This window comes from Bacillus sp. FS02 (genome assembly GCF_024398395.1).
GTDB lineage: Bacteria > Bacillota > Bacilli > Bacillales > Bacillaceae > Bacillus > Bacillus altitudinis.
The window spans coordinates 617,675-636,370 of sequence record NZ_CP074101.1; the positions used below are offsets into that span (position 1 = coordinate 617,675).

General features: G+C 39.7%; 21 protein-coding genes and 3 riboswitches. Of the genes, 4 read left to right on the forward strand and 17 right to left on the reverse strand.

Annotation, left to right across the window (positions count from 1 at the left end; genetic code table 11):
* Nucleotides 1-32: 32 nt before the first annotated feature.
* The 4 genes from KFQ09_RS03150 to KFQ09_RS03165 form a co-directional block, all read right to left on the reverse strand.
* Nucleotides 33-1,226: an anti-sigma-I factor RsgI family protein gene (locus KFQ09_RS03150; RefSeq protein ID WP_048003404.1), complete on the reverse strand. Its 1,194-nt coding sequence runs from the start codon at nucleotides 1,224-1,226 to the stop codon at nucleotides 33-35.
* Nucleotides 1,223-1,978: an RNA polymerase sigma factor SigI gene (gene sigI / locus KFQ09_RS03155; RefSeq protein ID WP_008346139.1), complete on the reverse strand. Its 756-nt coding sequence runs from the start codon at nucleotides 1,976-1,978 to the stop codon at nucleotides 1,223-1,225. Before sigI ends, KFQ09_RS03150 begins: the two co-directional genes overlap by 4 nt.
* Nucleotides 1,979-2,191: 213 nt before the next feature.
* The gene (locus tag KFQ09_RS03160) at nucleotides 2,192-2,989 is read right to left on the reverse strand and encodes a TerC family protein (protein ID WP_370648311.1); all 798 of its coding nucleotides are present in this window, start codon (nucleotides 2,987-2,989) and stop codon (nucleotides 2,192-2,194) included.
* A gap of 90 nt (nucleotides 2,990-3,079) precedes the next feature.
* A riboswitch (yybP-ykoY riboswitch) is annotated at nucleotides 3,080-3,186 on the reverse strand.
* Nucleotides 3,187-3,264: 78 nt separating this feature from the next.
* Complete coding sequence (locus KFQ09_RS03165) at nucleotides 3,265-3,879, reverse strand: DedA family protein (protein WP_007498772.1); 615 nt, start codon at nucleotides 3,877-3,879, stop codon at nucleotides 3,265-3,267.
* Between the two features lie 248 nt (nucleotides 3,880-4,127).
* Here KFQ09_RS03165 and KFQ09_RS03170 point away from each other — a divergent pair, with 248 nt between their 5' ends.
* Nucleotides 4,128-6,551 carry a bifunctional diguanylate cyclase/phosphodiesterase gene (locus KFQ09_RS03170; RefSeq protein WP_255836015.1) on the forward strand — a complete coding sequence of 808 codons (2,424 nt, stop codon included), beginning with the start codon at nucleotides 4,128-4,130 and terminating at the stop codon, nucleotides 6,549-6,551.
* Between the two features lie 30 nt (nucleotides 6,552-6,581).
* Here KFQ09_RS03170 and KFQ09_RS03175 read toward each other — a convergent pair whose 3' ends face one another.
* The 3 genes from KFQ09_RS03175 to KFQ09_RS03185 all read right to left on the reverse strand — a co-directional run bounded on the left by KFQ09_RS03175 (nucleotide 6,582) and on the right by KFQ09_RS03185 (nucleotide 7,762).
* Entirely contained in the window at nucleotides 6,582-7,046 is a 465-nt protein-coding gene (locus KFQ09_RS03175) for a MarR family winged helix-turn-helix transcriptional regulator (RefSeq protein ID WP_088004396.1), read from the reverse strand.
* A gap of 357 nt (nucleotides 7,047-7,403) precedes the next feature.
* Nucleotides 7,404-7,568 (reverse strand): hypothetical protein, encoded by a 165-nt coding sequence (locus KFQ09_RS03180; protein ID WP_008346148.1) that lies wholly within the window; start codon nucleotides 7,566-7,568, stop codon nucleotides 7,404-7,406.
* A gap of 38 nt (nucleotides 7,569-7,606) precedes the next feature.
* On the reverse strand, nucleotides 7,607-7,762 hold the full coding sequence (locus tag KFQ09_RS03185; RefSeq protein ID WP_008346151.1) for a hypothetical protein: 156 nt from the start codon (nucleotides 7,760-7,762) through the stop codon (nucleotides 7,607-7,609).
* 192 nt (nucleotides 7,763-7,954) lie between these two features.
* Between KFQ09_RS03185 and KFQ09_RS03190 the strand changes: the two genes are divergently transcribed.
* A complete protein-coding gene (locus KFQ09_RS03190; RefSeq protein ID WP_008361347.1) occupies nucleotides 7,955-8,284 on the forward strand; it encodes a MerR family transcriptional regulator in 330 nt (109 codons plus the stop codon).
* Nucleotides 8,285-8,541: 257 nt separating this feature from the next.
* Here KFQ09_RS03190 and KFQ09_RS03195 read toward each other — a convergent pair whose 3' ends face one another.
* Nucleotides 8,542-8,904: a cupin domain-containing protein gene (locus tag KFQ09_RS03195; protein ID WP_017367108.1), complete on the reverse strand. Its 363-nt coding sequence runs from the start codon at nucleotides 8,902-8,904 to the stop codon at nucleotides 8,542-8,544.
* Nucleotides 8,905-9,103: 199 nt separating this feature from the next.
* Here KFQ09_RS03195 and KFQ09_RS03200 point away from each other — a divergent pair, with 199 nt between their 5' ends.
* Entirely contained in the window at nucleotides 9,104-9,967 is an 864-nt protein-coding gene (locus tag KFQ09_RS03200; protein ID WP_056704864.1) for a LysR family transcriptional regulator, read from the forward strand.
* A 132-nt stretch (nucleotides 9,968-10,099) separates the two neighbouring features.
* On the opposite strand, the gene KFQ09_RS03205 is transcribed toward KFQ09_RS03200, so the two are convergent.
* The 9 genes from KFQ09_RS03205 to KFQ09_RS03245 form a co-directional block, all read right to left on the reverse strand.
* Complete coding sequence (locus KFQ09_RS03205) at nucleotides 10,100-10,498, reverse strand: hypothetical protein (protein ID WP_025207231.1); 399 nt, start codon at nucleotides 10,496-10,498, stop codon at nucleotides 10,100-10,102.
* 101 nt (nucleotides 10,499-10,599) lie between these two features.
* Nucleotides 10,600-11,958 (reverse strand): magnesium transporter, encoded by a 1,359-nt coding sequence (gene mgtE, locus KFQ09_RS03210; protein ID WP_007498785.1) that lies wholly within the window; start codon nucleotides 11,956-11,958, stop codon nucleotides 10,600-10,602.
* A gap of 207 nt (nucleotides 11,959-12,165) precedes the next feature.
* Nucleotides 12,166-12,329: riboswitch (M-box (ykoK) riboswitch) on the reverse strand.
* A 130-nt stretch (nucleotides 12,330-12,459) separates the two neighbouring features.
* The gene (locus KFQ09_RS03215; RefSeq protein WP_008346168.1) at nucleotides 12,460-12,603 is read right to left on the reverse strand and encodes a hypothetical protein; all 144 of its coding nucleotides are present in this window, start codon (nucleotides 12,601-12,603) and stop codon (nucleotides 12,460-12,462) included.
* A 174-nt stretch (nucleotides 12,604-12,777) separates the two neighbouring features.
* Nucleotides 12,778-13,296: a PepSY domain-containing protein gene (locus tag KFQ09_RS03220; RefSeq protein ID WP_008346169.1), complete on the reverse strand. Its 519-nt coding sequence runs from the start codon at nucleotides 13,294-13,296 to the stop codon at nucleotides 12,778-12,780.
* A gap of 93 nt (nucleotides 13,297-13,389) precedes the next feature.
* Entirely contained in the window at nucleotides 13,390-14,079 is a 690-nt protein-coding gene (locus KFQ09_RS03225; RefSeq protein WP_035700505.1) for a PepSY domain-containing protein, read from the reverse strand.
* Between the two features lie 66 nt (nucleotides 14,080-14,145).
* A complete protein-coding gene (locus KFQ09_RS03230) occupies nucleotides 14,146-15,495 on the reverse strand; it encodes a sensor histidine kinase (RefSeq protein ID WP_255836016.1) in 1,350 nt (449 codons plus the stop codon).
* Nucleotides 15,496-15,498: 3 nt separating this feature from the next.
* Nucleotides 15,499-16,185 carry a response regulator transcription factor gene (locus tag KFQ09_RS03235; RefSeq protein ID WP_007498794.1) on the reverse strand — a complete coding sequence of 229 codons (687 nt, stop codon included), beginning with the start codon at nucleotides 16,183-16,185 and terminating at the stop codon, nucleotides 15,499-15,501.
* A gap of 199 nt (nucleotides 16,186-16,384) precedes the next feature.
* Nucleotides 16,385-16,588: a helix-turn-helix transcriptional regulator gene (locus tag KFQ09_RS03240; RefSeq protein WP_008346178.1), complete on the reverse strand. Its 204-nt coding sequence runs from the start codon at nucleotides 16,586-16,588 to the stop codon at nucleotides 16,385-16,387.
* 1 nt (nucleotide 16,589) lies between these two features.
* Nucleotides 16,590-16,874 (reverse strand): hypothetical protein, encoded by a 285-nt coding sequence (locus tag KFQ09_RS03245; protein WP_255836017.1) that lies wholly within the window; start codon nucleotides 16,872-16,874, stop codon nucleotides 16,590-16,592.
* A 478-nt stretch (nucleotides 16,875-17,352) separates the two neighbouring features.
* Here KFQ09_RS03245 and KFQ09_RS03250 point away from each other — a divergent pair, with 478 nt between their 5' ends.
* Nucleotides 17,353-18,312, forward strand: a complete 960-nt coding sequence (locus KFQ09_RS03250) for a S8 family peptidase (protein WP_025207227.1) — start codon at nucleotides 17,353-17,355, stop codon at nucleotides 18,310-18,312.
* Between the two features lie 113 nt (nucleotides 18,313-18,425).
* Nucleotides 18,426-18,616, forward strand: a riboswitch (cobalamin riboswitch).
* Nucleotides 18,617-18,696 lie beyond the last annotated feature (80 nt).

Consider the following 18,696-nt stretch of genomic DNA (forward strand, 5'->3'; position numbering starts at 1 on the left):
GTGAAATACGCCGGATCTATTCTGGCGTTTTTTTACTGTTCATATGTAGGCTCATCCCGGTTTTCACGGTATGAAGGCGGTGTATTTTTCCCTTTTTGTTTGACGTCATTTCTGTTACGTTCGACGTACGGACGATTCTGACCACTGTCGTTTTTTTTTACATGCTTTTCAGCATCACCACGTGATGTGCCATTTGGATGTCTTTTTTCATCAGGATCAGTTGAGTGATTTTTTTTTTGCTCTTTGTCTTTTTCAAAAGGGCGGTCCTTTTCTTCTTTTCCCTTTTTCTCTTTTTTGTCAAGATTAGGGCTTGTTTGGTGAGGCTTTTGAACAGCTCCTTGCTCTTCCCTCTCAACTTCCTTCTGCTCTTTGTCTTCGCCTTCAGGAGCCTCTTTATCCGGCTGCATCTCATCGCTACCGTCTGTCTTGATGTCTTCTTTTTTGTCTTCGTCTTTTTGATCTTCATCAGCATTTTTCGGCTCTTCTTCTTTGACAGCCTCGTCATCTGCTGGATCTTCATCTTCTTTTTTAACGTCCTCTTGTTCGTTTTCTTGCATTTCTTGATTTCTAATATAAGTTCCTGTTGAAATGCCTGCTTTTTGTGCCTTTTCTCTTGTTTCCAGGTCACCTTCCACAGTTTCTAGCTTATAATTGCGCTTTTGATATTCCCCCGAGATGGTGCTGATTTTACTTTTTACGTTTGTTTTGTATGTATGATCCTGCTTGTTTTCATAAACAGTTGAAATATAAATGCTTTTAGAGTGGTTCACGTATCCTTTTTTATCACAATCATCGATGATTTCCTGCACGACTTTGGTCATGTCGTTTTTTTCTAAATCTTTCATACTGGCCAGTACTTGCTTCGCATCTTTATTCAGCGGAGTGACACCGATCACTTGATAATTGTGATCGAGTTTCAGCTCAAAACTTGGGTTAATGTCAATCGTCATATATGCATATGCTTTTTGACTTGAGAAAGATGGCATCATAGTGAAGATCACGACAATAATTGCTGCAATTGATAGAATTCCTGCATTTAACGGACGTAAACGAAGCAGGTCAAAAAAACCGGCTCTTTTTCTTTCGAGACGTGATTCATTCGGAAACGTCACTTCTTGACCGATTTCATAGTCTTGCTGTTCATACTTTGTCCGCAGAAATTGTCCATCAGGGGTCAGCAGTGTGACATATTTTTTGTTTTTCTCTACTATAATGCCTCTTCTCATGAATTAAGCACCCCTTTAAGGTAATCTTTCAAATACACATAATCACCTGTCATAATGATCGCCATCGCAATAATATATTTTCTATTTCTCTCAATCGTTTTGCGGCTGACTTCCACTAGCTTTTCCAGCTGTTTGACTGGCAATTGTTTTTTCTGAAATAAAATGGTTCTCAGTTCATCGTGCTTAACGAGTGTATGGGCCACTTTAATGGCATTTTGTCTCGCATCCGCATGCTTTGGTGAATGCTCAAGCAGTTCTTGAAACGTAAGACCATATACTTTCAATCGTTCTTTAAAATGTTCAATCTCTTCTCTTCTATGTTCTTGTTCAATTAAACGCCTATATTCATTTGCAGAAAGCTCTGCTTCAATCATGCTTTGCGAGTACTCGCCATTCTCACTTTCTTGAAGGTCCATTTGAACCGTTGGCGCGTTTCTTGCTTCTTTTCGAATATAGTCGATTACTTTTCTTTTAATAATTAACTCCGCAAATGCAAGGAGTGAGTTGCCTTTTTCGGCAGAGTATTTTTCTATCGCTTCATTAAAGGCAATTAAGCCTACGCTGAATTCATCATCTTTTTCATCTATATATCGTTTACAAACGGATGAAACCGTCTTAGCGACAAATGGTTTGTATTGCTCGATTAATGCATTTTGCAGCTCGGTATCACCCTGTTGGATGTTGATTGCCGACTGCTCTAATGTTTGCTTTTTCTTTCCCTTTTTAAACAAAAGGCTAAGCAATGGTTTCACCTCAGTTCTCCCTATATTACTCATTTATGATAGCTAATTTATGAGGGAAGCGCAAAGGAAGAAATGAGGAATTCATTTCCTGTTACTCAATTGTGACATGTATTTCTTTATCTACTTTACAACGTTTCGTTTAAAAGCAAAGAAATAAGGGGGTATCCCCCTTTTTTGTAATATACGTGTTATGAAAATGAAATGATATTTCTTTCAAAAAACCTACTCTTCCAGCCGCATCTCTTGTTTTTCCTCGTTTTGCTGGCCGCCTTTTCTTGATGGACTTGATAAAAACCAACCAAATGCTGCAATTGCGAGAAGAACCGTCCAGAAAATGACTTTCCATAATGTTGAATGAATGAAATGAGAGGACACGACCCCAATGGCTGGATGAGAAAGTGTATAGAGCGTCAGCTTCACGCCAACCCATCCGACAATGACAAATGCTGCTGTTTCTAGGCTTGGTCTCGTTTTAAGCAGTTTCACAAATACAGTCGCCGCAAACCTCATGATCACTAGACCAATGATACCGCCCAATAGAATGACAATAAATTGACCGCCATCAAGCCCGCCAATTTGTGGAAGGTTTGTTGCTGGCAGAGTCACAGCTAATGCAACAGCTGCTAAAATAGAATCTACTGCAAATGCAATGTCAGCAAGCTCAACTTTCACGACGGTTGCCCAAAAGCCGCTTTGTTTCATGTTTGTGTCTGCTTCCTTTTTCTTAAATACGTGCGATTTTAAAATATGGTGAATCGAAATATATAGAAGATAAATTGCGCCAATGGCTTGAACTTGCCACACATCTACTAAAAACGAAATAAGAAAAAGAGAACCAAATCGCATGACAAATGCTCCCGCAAGTCCGTAAAACAATGCCTTTTTTCTTTGTTTTTCAGGAAGGTGTTTGACCATCACAGCCATAACCAGCGCATTATCAGCTGCTAAAATCCCTTCTAATCCAATCAATACGAGAAGAACCCACCCGTACTCTAAAATAATTGCTGCATCCATCATCATTCCTCCTTATTTTTTATCTATTGTCCCACAACAGACAAAGGCTTATGAATGCAAAAAAGACCTTTGCCTGAAATGGCAAAGGTCTTGCTAGACATGTGATATGTAAATCATGCCAACAAAGCCGATGGAATGAGGTTCCATGTAATGACGACTTTGTTTCCGGTAAAAACCGGACGCTACTCCCCTTTGGTGGGATTAAGAATATTTAGATTACTTATATCATAATCAACAGACCCCGGATTGTCAACAGGTGACTTTTTATCTCCACCCATTGATTAAGCCGTTGGTGTTTCTGTTTTTCTTTTTCTTCGTTTCAGCCACACGTAGAGAACAAACAATAAGAGCATACCAATTCCAATCGGCAATACATACGGTTCTAAAATGGTTCCAACTTCTTGCCAGTTCTCTCCAAGGACAAATCCTAAATACACGTACACAAATGTAATCGGCGTAATCGCCAAAAACGTATACAGGCAAAAAACCCACACATTCATCTTCGCAATCCCGCACGGAATGGAAATAAGGGTTCTGACCCCTGGAATAAACCGGCCGCTAAACGCAACAAATCCACCATGCTTTTCAAAAAAGGCATCCGATTTATCAAGTGACTCAGGTTTCACAAAGAAATACTTCCCATATTTATTTAAAAAGGGTCTGCCTCCGTAACGCCCTAACCAGTACAAGGTCAAGGGGCCTGCCACACCGCCAATAGAACCGGCAGCCACAACACCGATGAAGGCCATGTCCCCTTTTGAAACCCAGTAACCTGCAAGAGGCAACACCACTTCAGCAGGAACAAATTCAATGCATAATGCAAGAAAGATGCCGAAGTACGACAAATTCTTAAAGGCATCAGCTAATGAAATAATAAAATCTTCGATGTTTATCAATCCCTTTCACACATAATCAGTTTGACAGGCTATGCTTGCAAATCGTACCGTGCCACCTATTAAACGAATAAAAAACCAAAAATGATTCACTTTTCTTCGTTTTTTTACATTAAATTTGATTTTACTATAAAAAATGTTCAAAAAAAATGCTGAATGCCCTTTTTAAGTAAAGGAAAAGTGAACACAGGCGCCACTTGATCCGATATATTAAGTATATGTCTGTTTTTAGATACAGGAGGTTTTCTTACATGACACATTTAACAGGAAGCTACAACGGATGGCTTGTCTTTCTGTCAGTGGCTGTCGCCGCTGTCGCCTCCTACTCAGCTCTTCAATTAGCCAGCCGGGTGATCCAGTCGAGCGGCGCAAAGAAAAGAGTATGGTTGATCATTGGTGCGATGATCATGGGGATGGGAATATGGTCAATGCATTTTATTGGCATGATGGCGTTTCATCTACGCTCTGGTATCACATATGAAACACCCTTACTCATTTTATCGATTTTGACCTCTTTTATCGGTTCTTTCATTGCTTTTTCAATATGTATTCAGCAGCAACTTTCCACAAGACGACTTTTGATTAGTTCGATCACGATGGGCTCAGCTATTTGCAGCATGCACTACCTCGGATTGGAATCAATGGCCAATGTCACCATCAGCTATGACCCTGTTCTCTTTTTTCTTTCGTTTTTTATTGGTGCGCTCGCTTCATTCTTTTCATTACACCTTTTTTTCCGGCTCCATCGCTCTGAGAAAAGGCGGGAGGATCAGCTGTTAAAAATAGCGGGTGCACTGATGATGGGCGGTGCTATTGCGGGCATGCATTACACTGGCATGGCGTCTTCGACGATGTTTTTTCATTCAGATGGTCAGGTCGCTGCGGGTGGTTCTCTTGAAATGTCACCATTCAGCCTGTCCATTTTCATCGGCCTGATGACACTTATCGTCCAATCACTCATGATTTTCGGCGCCTATATTGATCACCGGATTATGTCCCAATCAGATCAGCTAAAAGAAAATGAACAGCGGTTCCAATCACTGATCAAACATAATATAGATGGTATTATCGTGTTATCTGTTGATCGAAAAGTGATATCTGCGAATGACCCAGGCAAACACATTTTGAAAATGTGCAATTCCTGGATTGGTGATGATGTGAGTCAATACGTCATGCCGACTGAGATGTGGGAAGACTTTATTGATCAATCTAAAAAAGCAATTACGCGTGAAGCAGAACTGAAAGCAGCAGATCGTTTTTATTATTATCATGTTACATACATACCCGTACACGTCAACCATACACTTGACAGCATTTATCTCGTTTTAAAGGATTTAACCCAGCAGAAGATTGCTGAAAAAGAAATTCATGTGATGGCACATTATGATGCACTAACTGAACTTCCGAACCGTCGTCACGGAATTAATCATTTAAATGATGTTTTATCCGCTCAAGAAGAGACAAAAACGTCAACGGCTGTTCTTTTTCTTGATTTAAATCGGTTTAAAATTATTAACGATGCCCTTGGTCATAACATAGGCGATCTGCTGTTGAAAGCCGCCGCAAACAGACTAACCAAATGTTTGCCTGACAATGGCTTTATTGCAAGAATTGGCGGGGATGAATTTTTAATGATCTTTCCTCACATGGAGCATAACACACATAAAATTGAACAGCTTTTGAAAAACATCATTCGCCAATTTGAACGTCCTTTTTTCATTCAAAACCATCAGCTCATTACATCCATTAGTATTGGAATCGCCATCTCTCCGCAAAACGGAAAGAATGGTATGGAATTGATGAGAAAAGCAGATATGGCCATGTATTTATCAAAGAAACATAAACAAAGCCGCTATGAATTTTTTACTGAATCTATGGAGAGATTGAGTGAGGACAGACTCAATCGCGAGCTGGAGCTACGAGATGCCATTCAAAGAAAGCAGTTTGTGCTTCATTATCAGCCGCAAATCAGCGCCAAAACAAGACAGATGACAGGTGTTGAAGCCCTTTTAAGAATGAAAGCACCAGACGGTTCTCTAAAATCACCCGAGGCTTTCATTGAACTTGCTGAAGAATCCGGCCTGATCATCGATATTGGAAGGTGGGTCATTGACACGGCATGTCAGCAGGCAAAATTGTGGTATGACAAGCAATTGAAAATTCCTGTAGCGGTCAATTTATCTGCTAAGCAGTTTAACTCTGAAGACTTAATTGATTTGATTAAACTAACGCTAAAAAAATACGACCTTCAACCATCACTTCTTGAGCTTGAAGTGACAGAAAGCATGACAATGGACAACATCAAGCAGTCAAAACAAGTACTGACATCTCTAAAACAACTTGGCGTCCGTATTAGTATTGATGATTTTGGTACAGGCCACAGCTCTTTAAGCTATTTGAAGGATTTGCCGATTCACCGCCTGAAAATTGATAAATCATTTATCGAGGATATTTTGAGCGATTCAAAGTCTGAGCAAATCACAGGGGCTATTATTGCAATGGGGCACCAGCTATCTCTAGAAGTCATTGCTGAAGGTGTTGAAACTTTTGCACAAGCGCAACTTTTATCTGCGCAGGGCTGTGACGATCTACAAGGCTTTTATTATGCCAAGCCACTTCCAGCTAGTGATATTGAAAAATTTATCGCCTATCCTGCTCATCAGCTGGATACATAAAAAAGGTGCCAACCATGGCACCTTTTCGTTTTATCTAAATAACAAATGCTGACTGTGAATACCTGCTTTTTTCAGCAGACTAATTAATTGCTCCTGTTCTTCACGCGAAAGACCAGAAAACGCCCGCGCAATTCGAAGAGAATGGATTGGATAAATTTTATCCAGATAACTGCGCCCTTTATCCGTTAAATGGGCATAAACTGACCGCTTATCCTTTGGGTCCTGTTCTCTTTCAATGAAACCATTTCGTTCTAACTTGTCAATTACGTACGTCACATTCCCGCTGACAAGCAGGAGTCTTGAGCCGATTTGCTGAAGTTTTTGAGCACCTCTCGTATACAGTAATTCGAGAACGGCAAATTCAGTTGGATTAAATCCATGCTCCTTGCTGTCTCTAATACTGTGTTCGGAAACGCTTTTAAATGCCCTTGCAAAAACTTTGTAAAGCGTCATTGAACGTTCTACTTCTTCTTCATTAAACGATAGTCTCATCACATATCTACCTCTTATAATATTTTTTTAACTTCAAGGCTTTCTTGCGGTGCAGTTGGAGCCTTTCGTAAAAAATAGAAGTACGTTTTTGAAAACCCTTTCAACCACATAAGTGACTCCATTCGTGTTATGTATAAGATTTCGATATAAACTTTTAAAATCCTTCTTATTTTTCACAATCATCTCGAAAAAAAGCTTTTCCAGCAAACCATCAAGTTACGACAAATTTTAACATAATCTGTAAAGGCTCTATATTTTCTTACATTTGATTCGTCAAATTTCTACAAAATTCAATATTGCTATAATATTAAACACGCAAAAAAAGAACCCTTCATGTGACAGTGCACATGATAAGGGATGTTAAAGATAGCGGTCTGTTTTGTTGAAAAAGAAATGATACTCTTTTTTTAAGTCACTAATTGTCATGTTCTTGGTCATATCAGGGCTATACACCCCAAGTGAGCAAAGCTGCTTCGTATAATAATGTCTTTCTTTCGCTAAAGCTTCTTTTAATATACGCCGCACGACATCTCCCCTCCTATCAATGGATATGGATCGGGTGCTTATGAGGACTTTTTATACAAATCATTTTGTACGGCTCTAAGAAGAGCATGTGCATTCTGACCCGCAGCCTGCATGAACTGCTCCAGCAGTTCATCCCTCTTCACATCTAATGCGATGATTTCTTTTGCCATACGGATGATCTGTGTTTTCTCCATCAAGTGCGCCTCCTCCTCATTTTTTCTTTTTCTTATCATATGTTCACATGATATGATTTGCACTTTATATGTCAATTTTCCTTCCATTGTTTTTCACTTTATTCATTTCTGTGTTATATTATCTAACAAACGTTAGGTTTTTTTACTGACTGTTGGATATAATATGAAGAAAAGACTTGCAGGGGTGAGGATATGACGCAGGAAGATGTATCTTATAAAGATAAAAAAGTCATTTCAATCGGGATTGTCAGTGAATTAACAGGACTTTCCGTCAGGCAAATCCGATATTATGAGGAACGGAAACTCATCTACCCCCAGCGCTCAACAAGAGGCACACGGAAATATTCTTTTTCTGATGTAGAACGTTTAATGGATATCGCCAATAAACGGGAAGATGGTGTGCAGACAGCGGAAATTTTAAAAGACATGAAGAAAAAAGAACAGGCATTAAAAAGTGGTCAATTTAAGAAAAAAATGCTGGAAGGACAGATCAACGCGCACTTCCGGTACAAAAATCGATGAACTAAATAACAATCGCTTACTCAGCAAAATAGACTTAGCATCTGATCGCCCTGAATATGAAACGATGAAAGCACAAACTGACCCAAAGACTGATTCTTGCTGAAGAGTTTATTTCAGGTAGTGAAAGCAAATGCGTTACAGCTCATCTGAATCATTGAAGCAACAAAACGAGGCAGCAATTGCAGCCTCGTTATTAGCTAAAACAACCATTCAACTATTTATCACCTAAGATGCTTGATCTTTAACGATTTAGTTTTTCAAATTTGTTCAGGAATCGAAACAGTTCGTTCATTGAGCACATTCCCCGTGTTTAGCGTCGTTTTGGGTTCAATTAAGAGCAAGTGAACTTCTTCTTCAGCAATTGGCTGATGTTCAACTCCTTTTGGAATCACAAGAAATTCTCCTTCATTAAGCGTTATTTCCCTATCCCTAAAACGGATGACTAGATTGCCTTTCCACACAAAGAACATTTCATCCTCATCATCATGGTGATGCCAAATGAATTCACCCTTAATTTTCACCATTTTCATGTATGAGTCGTTCAACTCTCCACTTATTCTAGGATTCCAATAATCATTTATTTGCGAAAATTTTTCTTCGATATTTACCTTTGAAATCAATCGATTCCCTCCTTATTAAATGGAAACGTTTAATTGCCACAGCTAAGAAAATCTCATTTTCTCCTCTCAATCAGATAAAAGGGACGCAATGAGCATCAACCTCTTCTATCATTTAGTTTACATACTTCATTGGATCACGTAAAATCAAAAAATAGCATATAGATCATCACAATTTATGATGCAAAAAAGGAGAGTTAGTTTGGATATTAAATCTTTGGAAGTATTTAAAGCCGTTGCCATTGAACAAAGCATCACAAAAGCTGCTCAAAAATTAAATTATGTGCAGTCCAATGTCACCGCAAGAATCCAACGTCTTGAACAAGAGTTAGGTGTACCTCTTCTCTATCGATATCATAAGAAAATATCTTTAACGCCTGCAGGACGTGAACTACTGCCCTATGTAAATAAATTGCTATATGATTACGAAGAAGCGATAGAAGCAGTAAAGCTTTCCTCTACTCCGCGAGGATCTTTACACATTGGATCTATAGAGTCCACCGCATCTACAAGATTGCCCAGCATTTTCACAGAATATCACAAAAAATTTCCACAAGTAGAATTGAGCTTGTATATGGCACCTACAGTCGACCAAGTTAGCGCTATCCTCAACTACAAAGTAGACGGGGCCTTGGTAGATGGGCCAATTCTTCATCCAGAAATCATCGAGTATCCTGTATTGGAAGAATCCCTCGTTCTCATTACAAGCTACTCCACGGAGCAATTCCAGGTAGAATCTATTTTACATGAGCCGTTGCTCTCGTCATTCGCCCATTGTATTTATTTAGGACGATGGCAAAAGTGGCTAGAGAACAACGGCTATCCCCCTATGAAGGTCATGGAATATGGTACGTTAGAGGGCGTCCTTAAATGTGTTGAAAGCGGGCTGGGAGTGACTATATTACCAAAATCTATGGTTGAATCTCGGGGAGAAGGCAAATTTACCTGTCATCCATTGCCAGAACCACATCGAATCGTACCCACTGTGTTGATCAGGCGACGTGATTCGTACATGACCAGTGCTCTGTCACAATTTATGGAGTTAATAGGCATTACGAATATGTGATCTGAGACAGATCATTGTTTTCATTAATAAGAACATGTGTGATAAAAAAGAGGATAGATAGAGCGACATTCTTTCAGCTCTTCTATCCTTTTACATTATCTCAACTTATGCCAAGCATATGAACGATTCTTTTTATTTAGATGAAGCGTCAGTTCCTTCAACAACCCCTACAAAGTCAATTCGTACGCCGCCTTTTTCAGGATCTTCTTTCACCCGAAAGGCAAGCGCCTTTTTTTCTCCAGTGTTTACATCTTTATAATTTGCATGAAAGACATGGATGCTGGCTTCTTCCAATTGGAAATCTTCATAAGAAAGCGTCTCAATTCCCCATTCCTTTTTCGATTTAAGAATGTCACTTGGGCTTGGGACTGCGCCTTCGACATAGACATTTTCCATTTTTCGTTTATTTCCTTCAGTTATCGCTTCTAGCATATGCTCTGATGCCACAAGTCTTCTGTCTTTCCCCTCGTCTTCTCTTGAACATGCACTTAGCAAAACAATGCACATGAAAATGAATAACAACTTCTTCATTTTTCTCTCCCACCTTCTCCTTAAAATGTAAAGGATGGAAGCGCTATATGCAATCTTTATTCAAAAAAGACTGTAAAACGTTACATTTTACAGTCTTTTGACTACATCAGTGTATGAAGAAATGCTGTTGCAATTCCAAAATAGATGAGTAAGGATAAAATATCATTCAATGTTGTAATCAGCGGTCCAGATGCAATGGCTGGGTCGACGTTTAATCTGTGTAAAATAATCGGCACGACCGTACCTGCCATCGTCCCAATAATCAGTGTTGCAAGAAGCGAGGAACCAACAACAAAACCTAAAATCATATTTCCCTGCCATACCATGGCAACGACCGTAATAATGATTGAACAAACAATCCCAATATAAATACTTGTTCTCAGCTCTCTGAAAATCAAGCGCATAATGGTTTTTTTCGTTAATTCTTCTTTTGACAATCCTCTAATGACAACCGCTAGAGACTGTGTCCCTGTATTCCCTGTCATACCTGCAATCATCGGCATGAAGAATGCTAAAGCAACGACTTGCTGCAAGGTATCTTCAAAATAATTCAAGATACTGCCTGAAATCAGCCCAATGAATAGAAGCAAAATGAGCCATGGAAGACGGCGGTATGCCGCCACAAATGCCGGTGTGTCGAATGTGATATCTTTACCAGAGGCAGCAAACTTTTCATAGTCTTCTCCTGCCTCTTGAATCACAACATCAATGATATCATCGACTGTCACAATTCCGACTAAGACATTGTTCTCTTCTACAACAGGGATGGCAAGGAAATCATATCGCTCAATGAGCTTTGCGATTTCTTCCTGGTCTTGAAAGGCACCAACGGCAATGACTCTTGTAAACATAAGATCCTGCACTTTTTCATCCGGTTCACCTAAAATAAGATCCCTGTATGAGAGTACCCCTACAAGCTGTTTTTGATCATTTATGACATATAAGTAGTTGATCGATTCTGCAATTTCAGCAAAGCTTTTCAGCTTCACCACGGCATCCTGAACCGTATAATGCTGCGGAATCCAAACGTACCGATTGGTCATGATCCGGCCTGCTGTCTCAGCAGGGTAATTCATGAGAAGCTGGACGGCCTTGGATTCCTCTGCTTCCATGTTAGATAAAAGCTGATCCTTCAGCTCATCCTCCATCTCATCAAACAAGTTGGCTAGATCATCGTTATCCATTTTGTTTGTGACGAAGGTGGCTTTGTCTTTCCCTACTTTTTCAAGAACAATCTCTTGATATTCCCGCTCCAGTTCACCCATCATTTCCGTCACGTCATCGACTGTTAAAAAGCTGAGAAAGCGGCCGCGGTGTTTTTCTGGAAGCTCCTTGAATAAGTAGGCCATATCATAAGGCTGAAGTTCTTCCATAATGTTTTTAAATTCTTTACGTTTTCCATCTCTTAGTAAAATAATGATGCGTAAAATGAGTTCATCGTACGTAATGTTCTGTATCATCGCTGTTACCTCCCCAAAATCAGGAGATACCCGAATCCCTTAGATTGTGCGGGGGTCAGGATCTCCGCTATCTGATGCGTCAATCTGATCTTTTGACATACTCTCTATGTGTCTCGAATCGGGATGATCCATCCCCACACCTCCTTTTCTCATAAAAAAGCACCTTCAATCGAATGAAGGCGCTTTGTAAGCATGACAAATAAACACTTGCTCCTTCAATCGTAGAGCTTTAGCACTGTATGGCATAGGATTCATCCAGCTGCATTAAAAATCACCTTATGTCGATGATTCCTGTTGACCCATTGGCGTCTTTGGACATTTTTGGGCAGCAGCGTATCTCCATACAGGAGCCTCACCTAACGAAGTCTCATATTGTTGACACACTGAGATTACAGAAAAAGCGCAATGATGTCAATAAGCAAGATGCCAAGTTTTCTGATGTATTCGCTTACTTTTCAAAAAAAGAGCGATAGACAAGTTACCATCGCCCTTTCATGTCTTCTATTCCTCTTCTGGCTGATTCATATCCTCTTGGGAGAGGAGATGAAAGGAATCATGCAAAAACAAAGCATATCCTTCTCCATCAGGATGGGGAACATATTCCGCACGATCCATCGTCTGTTCTTCTTCTTTTTTCTTCATCATATTCTCTCGCCTCCTTTCCAGTAGTTTGTCCCAATGAAAAAACCTTACACATAAAAGTGTAAGGTTCAGCGTGTGCGTGCTGGTGCTCACGATTGTCAAATTCGCCCCGCGCCAGTACTCGTCCTTCCTAGGACTGCAAAGGTTTTCTATCACGCTCAAAGGTTCTTTTATAGCTTAATCGTCCCATTCTTGCTTGAGGATTTTGCCTGTTTTAGCGGAAATCTCAAAATCAACTTCTTCGCCGCTTGGTGTCGTAATTTCAATTTCATACAAGTACACACCATTTTCTTTATCTAATTCTGAATCTGTGACTGTTCCTTTTACTTTTGCAAGGGCAATTTGTTCAGCCTGTTTTTTGGTGATTTTTACATTTTGTTTCTTTTCTTTGACTGGATCATTGAGCGCTTTGCCTGTTTTGGCATCGACATATACTTTATATTCAAAGCCGCCTTTTTTAATCTCGACCTCATATACCCATTTTCCTTTTTTACGCTCAAGATCTACATCATCTACATAGCCTTTCACAACTTTTAATGCTGCTTTTTCAGCCTGTTTCTTTGAGACAAATGAAGATTTCTTTTGCACCACTTGTTCGGCATTTGCCGTTTGATTGGTATTTTGCGCTTGAAGGGTGAAACCACCTGCGACAAGGGCTCCTGTGAATGCTGTAGCTACTAGTACTTTTTTTATCATGTTTAATTCCTCCTCTGTTTGATTTCTCCTTTATCTTAAAAAAACAAGATGATAAAGGAAGGAAAGGAACATGAGAAAATTATGAGAAAATGATTAGTTTTCGTACGTAATCCCTTCAATATCTCCTGTATAGGCATTCACTAATACCTCTGCCTCTCTTCCATCCGGCAAATCAAGCTCTACCTCAAACACGAGCATTCCGCTAAAAGTTTCAAGATCTGCATCATCCACTGTGCCGCCCACTTCTTTTACGGCAATCTGAATGGCTTCTTCTACTGTTATTTTTGTCAGCTTCTTTTCTTTAGAGGTTGGCTTTTTCTTTTCTGCTTCAATCACCTTGAACGTGTCTTTCTCAACATCCACTTGATACAGTTCTTTTTTTGATTGAATCGTAAAGATAAAGCGATCCGATTTTTCTTTCTTTTGAATCACGGTACCCTTCACTTTTTTCACTGCCACTTCTTCTGCTTGGAGTTCGGCATTTTTCTCATTTGGTTTTTGATAGCTCTTTAACTGTTTCATCTCTTTCATTTGACCGCTTGAGGAAGATGCAATGATTTGATAGATGCCATTTGAATTTTCAAGCGTCAATGTATAGTCCTGTTTATGATTGATCAGCTCAATATTTGTGATGTTTCCATTGTAGTCTTTTGCGATGATTTTTTTAATGTCTGCTTCGCTTAATATTTTTTGGTCAATGGTTTGAATCATGAGCATTGCAAAGGCCACAAGAATGAAAAGACACCCTGCGAGCGTAAGCAGCATTTTCATTTTTTTAGACATGCAGCGCCTCCTTCCTATTTCCTATTTTATAAGGAGGAAATGAGAAATTGATGAGAAAAGACCTACTTATTTCTGAAAAAGAATGGTCATCACGGTTCCTTCACCGATACGGCTGTCTACCTTTAGCTCAGCCCCATGCTCTTCAGCAATTTGCTTCGCAATTGACAGGCCAAGCCCAGTTCCGCCCGTCTCACTGTTTCTCGCTTCATCCACACGGAAAAAGCGGTCAAAGATTTTCGGCAGATCCTCTTCTTTTATGCCAATTCCTTTGTCAACAACCGAAATAAACGGTTTCTCTCCTGATCGTCCGCAGTTCACATCAACTGGCTCTGCACTATATTTAACCGCATTATCAATCAAGATGGTCAAAAGCTGTTTGATCTTCTCTTCGTCTGCTTCAGCAATCACAGGCTGATCTGTTTGTACATGAGTAAGGATGGTTCGATTGGTTGCCACTTCAAGTGTATGGCCGACTTGGCTGCACAATTGACCAAGATCAACCGGCTTCATGTCCAAGTAAAGCGGTTGCCCATTTTTCGCCAGTGTGAGTAGTTGATCTGTCAGCCTTTTCATTTTTTTTGCCTCATCATGAATGGCTTGAGAGGATTCTTCTACGACCTCTGGCCGGCTTTGCCCCCAGCGTTTTAGTAAATTGCTGTAGCTCATGATGACGGTAATGGGTGTTTTCAATTCATGAGAAGCATCGTGTAAAAATTGCTGCTCTTTCTCATAATGTTTCTCGAGAATTTCGGCCATTTCATTAAAGGTTTGACCCATTTGATACAGTTCATCCTTTGAATCGCCTGTTAATTCAATTCGTTTAAATGCCTTTTCTCTCATACTTGCTTTCATCGTATTGGTCATTCGACTAATTGGGCGGACAATTTGTTTCGTTAAAATGTGGCCTGCAAAATAAGAAAGCACAATAAACAAAACGCCAGTAGCGATTAAAATCATTTTTAATAACGCCAAGTTCTCTTCTGTATTTTCAATTTCTTCATATACTTGCAGCGACACAATGTCCCCATTTGTCCAAATGACAGGGATAGCCGCGAACGCAATCAACTGCTTATTGTATTCTTGAATTTCTGCTGTCTGACCAGATTCGTATGTAAAAGGAAGTGAGCTAAACGTAGATTCCTTTGTGATGGTCAGCTTTGATTCGCCTGTCTCTGTGACGATACGGATCATACCGTTTTGAGGCAGATATGCTTTTAGCAGCTCCGAAGAGGGCAGACCCTCTTCCTCTGATTTTTTTAGCGCAATGGCAATATTTTCAGCTACTTCCGACAATCGTGACATATCTTTTTGCGTTAAAGTCATTGAAAAAATAAAATAAATTGCTGTATGAAACAGCAGCACCATTAAAAACAAGGACAACGATGTATAAAGCTGGATCTTATTTTTTAATCTCATGCTTTATCCTTTCATCACATAACCCACACCTCTCACTGTGTGAATCAATTGTTTTTCAAACGGGTAATCGATTTTTTTCCTTAAATAGCGAATATAGACATCAACCACGTTCGTGTCACCAAAATAATCAAAACCCCAGACAGCTGTTAAAAGCTGATCTCTTGTGAGCACTTGCTGTTGATGTTTCAATAAATGAACAAGCAGGTCATATTCTCTCGGTGTCAGCTCAAGCGTCTGACCGCCTCTTTGAATTTCTCTTGTTTTCTCATTCACCGTTAAATCTGCAATACTTAGCTCAATGTCCTTTTCCTCTTGCGCATTGTGATTGAACCTCAGCTGTGCACGAATTCGCGCTAATAATTCTTCTATGTCAAAGGGTTTTGTAATATAATCGTTTGCCCCAAGATCAAGACCACTGACCTTATCGGGAACACTTCCTCTTGCGGTAATCAAAATGATCGGTGTTGCCGTATTTGTCTTTCGAACCCTTCTAAGCACTTCAAGTCCGCTTAATTCTGGAAGCATGACATCTAGAAGCACTAAATCAAAACTCTCCTCCTCGAGCGCCTGGAGCCCTTTCATCCCTGTATCTTGGACTGTGACCTCATATCCTTCATATTCAAGTTCTAATGACAGCACTCTTGCAATTTTCTTTTCATCTTCGACCACGAGTATCTTCCCTTTGTTCATCTCTATCTCTCCTATCTGAAAGGCAAGCTTGTCTTTCCATTATTATATGTTGCCTTTCTCCATTGGAACAGTCACAATCTTCATATCTTATTTTTTATGAATGAGGAATTGTTATGTAATATGGTTGATTTTTATTTTCAGCTGATCCTTTCACATTACACAAATCAACAAAAAAAGCCTCTTTTCTGAGGCTGGTCCTTTACTTCTTTTTAGGTTGACTGACAAAAAGCTCATCTACAGTCGTATTCAAAACAGAGGCGATGTCAAAGGCTAATTGTAAAGTAGGGTCGTACTTATCGTTTTCAATGGCATTGATGGTTTGTCTCGAGACCTTACACCGTTTAGCAAGTTCTTCTTGGGATAATTTAATGGATTTCCTTAGTTCTCTTATATGATTTTGCAATTTAATCACCATATTTTTTTCTGTATATGAGTAATGTAACTAAATAAATGACCGAAATCACAGTTAGGAACATGATGGGAGAAATCCCAAACCCCTTATCAGAATGGTTCCCTTGGGTCGTTAAAAATATGGACTGTGCGACTTCTAATAAAAGCATACCAATGACCACCATAAATGCATACGATTGAGCCTTTGAGTAGATAAATCTCTTTCTTTCATCACCCTTTAGAATCATAGGCGCGATAAAGATGAATAGTCCGACCACTAATAAGATGACTGAATACACAACTTTGACAACATCAAACGGTTAGTCCCCTCCCAATCAAAATGTCAAATACTTTTTACATTTTAATCATATCATCCGCTTAAAAAATGTCAAATACTTTTTACATTCTATATTCTTTCGATCATTATAATGAAAAAACAATCATCTGCACATGGCATGTACCTTTTTCTTTTCTGTCATCCTCTATCTCTTTATATGATTGTTTTTTCGATCTGCCTTTTTTAGTTCTTTTCACCCATTTTCATCTGTACAGGTGCAAGCTCACTATGCAGCATTTCATTCTTTTTCATATGATACTAAGAGTTTTCTTCAAAAGGTGACTTCTTTCGGCAAGATATGAGGAGAACTGCACAATAAATAATTATTTGATTATTTGAAAAATTATTACAATTGACCCTTTCCGATCAAACATTTGTTTTATACAATAACATTACGCAACCTGAATCTACTTTGAAAACAAAATAAGGAGGGCTTTCTTATGAAAGGTGAAATTCGCTTAATTCCGTATGAAGTAAAAGCCAATGTGATGGAAGCGAAAGAGACGCCGGAAAGTATTCAGGAGATTAAAGCACCCGAACTTTGGTCAAGTGGCTTCAAAGGAAAAGGCATAACCATTGCTGTCCTTGATACAGGTTGCGACACGGAGCATCCAGATTTAAAAGATCAGATTATCGGAGGAAAAAACTTTACCGATGATGACAATGGCGATGCTGAGAATGTAAAAGACTACAACGGGCATGGTACCCATGTATCAGGAACGATTGCAGCAACGGATCAAAATGGCGGCATTTTAGGTGTTGCACCTGAAGCCAAGCTGTTGATCGTAAAAGTTCTTGGAGGGAAAAATGGCAGCGGGAAATACGAATGGATTATCAATGGCATTAACTATGCGGTTGAGCAGAAGGTTGATATCATTTCCATGTCTCTCGGTGGGCCAAGCAATGAACCAGAACTGCAAAAGGCCATCCAACATGCGGTAAGCAGCGGTGTGCTTGTTGTCTGCGCAGCAGGAAATGAAGGTGACGGAGACGAGCGTACTGAAGAGTTCTCCTACCCAGCTGCATACAATGAGGTCATTGCCGTCGGCTCTGTCTCTCTTGCAAGAGAATCCTCTGAATTCTCCAATGCGAATAAAGAAATCGACCTCGTCGCTCCAGGTGAAGACATTTTATCCACTCTCCCTAACCATAAATACGGAAGACTAACAGGCACTTCCATGGCTGCCCCTCATGTGAGCGGTGCACTCGCCATTATTAAAAATGCCGAAGAAGAAGCATTCCAGCGTAAGCTGACAGAACCTGAGGTATATGCTCAGCTCGTACGGAGAACTCTTCCGCTAAAACAAACGAAAACCCTTGTAGGAAACGGGTTTTTATATTTAACTGCACCAGATGTGCTTCTTGAGAAAACATTGGAGGCAGAACTTTTGTCTCTATAGGTACATTTTAGGTCCTGAGAAAAGATAGAATTTTCTCAGGATTTTTTTAATTAAAATTATTCAAAATTTACTTTGACGAAATGAAGTGAACGTTATATAATCGAACACAATAAATTCATAGTTTGAGAGTCGGTAATTCGATCACACGTCGAATTTTAATTGGGAAGACCGGTGAAAATCCGGCGCGGTCCCGCCACTGTAAGTGAGGAGAGCTTTTCGTTAAATCCACTGTCATTAAGATGGGAAGGATGAAAAGCTTGCAGATTCGCGAGCCAGGATACCAGCCGCTCTATCACATCAAACCCCCTACGGTTGATAGGAGATGTCGGAAAAGCGTTCGTCATTGATACTTACGCCTTCTTTCGCACACACATTTTGTCTTTT